The 2,556-nt window shown below is 70.6% G+C and carries 2 protein-coding genes; both read right to left on the reverse strand.

Annotated elements, in window-relative coordinates; genetic code table 11:
- Positions 1-301: 301 nt before the first annotated feature.
- Entirely contained in the window at positions 302-1,510 is a 1,209-nt protein-coding gene (locus tag FV234_RS25625; protein ID WP_147832419.1) for an IS91 family transposase, read from the reverse strand.
- A 4-nt stretch (positions 1,511-1,514) separates the two neighbouring features.
- Positions 1,515-2,423 (reverse strand): tyrosine-type recombinase/integrase, encoded by a 909-nt coding sequence (locus tag FV234_RS25630; protein ID WP_147832420.1) that lies wholly within the window; start codon positions 2,421-2,423, stop codon positions 1,515-1,517.
- Positions 2,424-2,556: the final 133 nt, after the last annotated feature.

Below are 2,556 nucleotides of genomic sequence, written 5' to 3' on the forward strand. Positions count from 1 at the left end.
CCTGAAGAGTTTCGGGCGCCGCGAGGCGTACGAAAGTCGTGGAAGAACGAACCCGCGGGATGGCGGGCGCAGAGCTATGGGGATTTGGGCAGACCGTCGACCCCAGCGAGGGACGGAAGGCGTGTGATTACCAGCGCCTGGGTACCTGAGCGCTCCCGGATTGCCCGGTTTCCGGCGTTTGGCGGAGCGCGACAGGGTCGGGCGACAGCGTACGTGAAGACCAATCTGGCGTTCGGCACGCGGAGAGGCGTGCCCCGAGGTGCGCCTCCTCGGATATGTGGTGGTGCCAAGCCATGCCGGGTCATGGCGTACACGCCCGGTTCGGCGCGGGGCTGAACGGCGGCCCGCGCGGTTGGTACCAGCCTGCGAAGGAACCGACGATCGTCATGGGACCGCCGCAGCGGGGGCAAGGCGGTCGAACGTCGGTCGCGGCGTCTCGGGTGTCCGGTTCAGGGTCGGTGGATCGGGGCGGGGCCGGTGTGCCGAGGATCGCGCGGATGTGGGCCAGACCGGCCTTCCGGTTCGAGCCGGCGAGGAAGCCGTAATGCCGGATGCGGTGGAAGCCGCGCGGCAGGACATGGAGGAGGAAGCGCCGGATGAACTCCGTGGCGGACAGGATCATGACCCGCGCCTGCCCGCCCTCGGCGCGCCGATAGTCCTTGACGCGGAAGCTGACGTTTTTCCCGTCGAAGGCGAGGATGCGCCGGCTGGAGATGGCCACGCGGTGGGTGTAGCGCGACAGATAGGCGAGCACGGCCTTCGGTCCGGCGAAGGGCGGCTTGGCGTAGACGACCCAGCGCTTCCTGCGCACCGGGGCGAGCGCGCGGACGAAGGCCTTGGCGTCGGAGAGTGGGGCCAGGGTGCCGAAGAAGGCGAGCATCCCGGCCTCGTGGAGGGCGGCGAGCCCTTCGAGGAACAGGCGGCGGAACAGCATGCCCAGCACCCGCACCGGCAGAAGGAAGGCAGGGCGCGACGCGACCCATCGGGTCCCGTCCGGCGAGAGGCCGCCGCCGGGCACGATCATGTGGAGATGGGGATGGTGGGTCATGGCCGAGCCCCAGGTGTGGAGCACGGCGGTGAGGCCGATGCGGGCACCGAGATGCTTCGGGTCGGCGGCGATCCGCCTCAGGGTCGCGCTCGCTGCCCGGAACAGCAGGTCGTAGACGGCGGCCTTGTTCTGGAAGGCGATGGCGGCGATCTCGGCGGGCAGGGTGAAGACGACGTGGAAGTAGCCGACCGGGAGCAGGTCGGCCTCGCGCGCGGCGAGCCAGTCGCGCGCCGCCGCGCCCTGGCAGCGTGGGCAGTGCCGGTTGCGGCAGGCGTTGTAGGCGACGCGCAGGTGGCCGCACGCGTCGCAGCCCTCGACATGCCCGCCGAGGCTGGCCGTGCGGCACTGCTCGACCGCCGCCATCACCTTGAGCGCCGCCAGGTTCAGGTGCCCGGCCCCATCGGCGCGGTAGGCGGGACCGGCGGCGCGGAAGACGTCGGCCAGCTCGATCGCGGCGCGCATCGCCTCAAGCCGGTGCCGGGCCGTCCGTATGGAACAGGGCGAGCCTGTCGAGTGGGCTCGTCACGGCCCGCACCGTCCGGGTGGCGACCTTGGCGTAGAGCGCCGTCGTGTCGAGCCGGGCGTGTCCCAGCAGCACCTGGATGACGCGGATGTCGACGCCGTCCTCCAGGAGGTGGGTGGCGAAGGAATGGCGCAGGGTATGGGGACCGACACGCTTGGGGATCCCGGCCGACCGGGCCGCCTCCACCACGATGCGGTGAAGCTGGCGCGTGCTGATCGGTCGGGCCCAGTCCTGTCCGGGAAACAGCCAGCCCTCGCGATGCAGGACGCCCTGGCGGTATCCCTCGGTCCACCAGCGCCGCAGGAGACCCAGGAGATCGGCGGACAGCATCGCGTTGCGGTCGCGGCCGCCTTTGCCACGCTCGACCCGCAGGAGCATGCGCGTCGAGTCGACATCGCCGACCTTGAGCGCCGCGACCTCGGCCACGCGCAATCCCGCGCCATAGGCCACCGACAGGGCCGCCAGATGCTTGAGGCAGACCGTGGCGCCGAGCAGCTGGCGCACCTCGTCGGCGCTCAGGACGTCGGGCAGCGGGCGCGGATGGTTGAAGCGGACCAGCCTGCGAGCGAGATCGGGCCGCTCGATCGTATGGACGAAGAAGAACCGCAGGGCCGAGACGATGGCATTCATCGTCGGCACCCCGAGGCCGACCTCCTGCTGCGCGATCTGGAAACGGCGCAGGTCGTCGACGGTCGCCGTGTCGGGCGAGCGCCGCAGGAACGTCGCCAGACGCCCGACGTCGCGGATGTAGTTGCGCTGCGTCTCACGGGAGAACCGACGCAGGGTCATCTCGTCGGTCAGGCGCTGACGCAGCGAGCCGACGGCAGCGGCGGGAACGGCAAGGATGGTCATGGGATGGCTCCACTCGGATGAAGGGAGCCACGATCGTCCGCCCAGGCCGGGCGACGCTCAATCAGCGCAGGGCGCTCGTCTCAATCCGAAAACCTCGAAGCTGCCACCCATCCCGCGCGAGCGGGTTCGTTCA

The sequence above is a fragment of the Methylobacterium sp. WL8 genome (assembly GCF_008040045.1).
Lineage (GTDB): Bacteria > Pseudomonadota > Alphaproteobacteria > Rhizobiales > Beijerinckiaceae > Methylobacterium > Methylobacterium cerastii.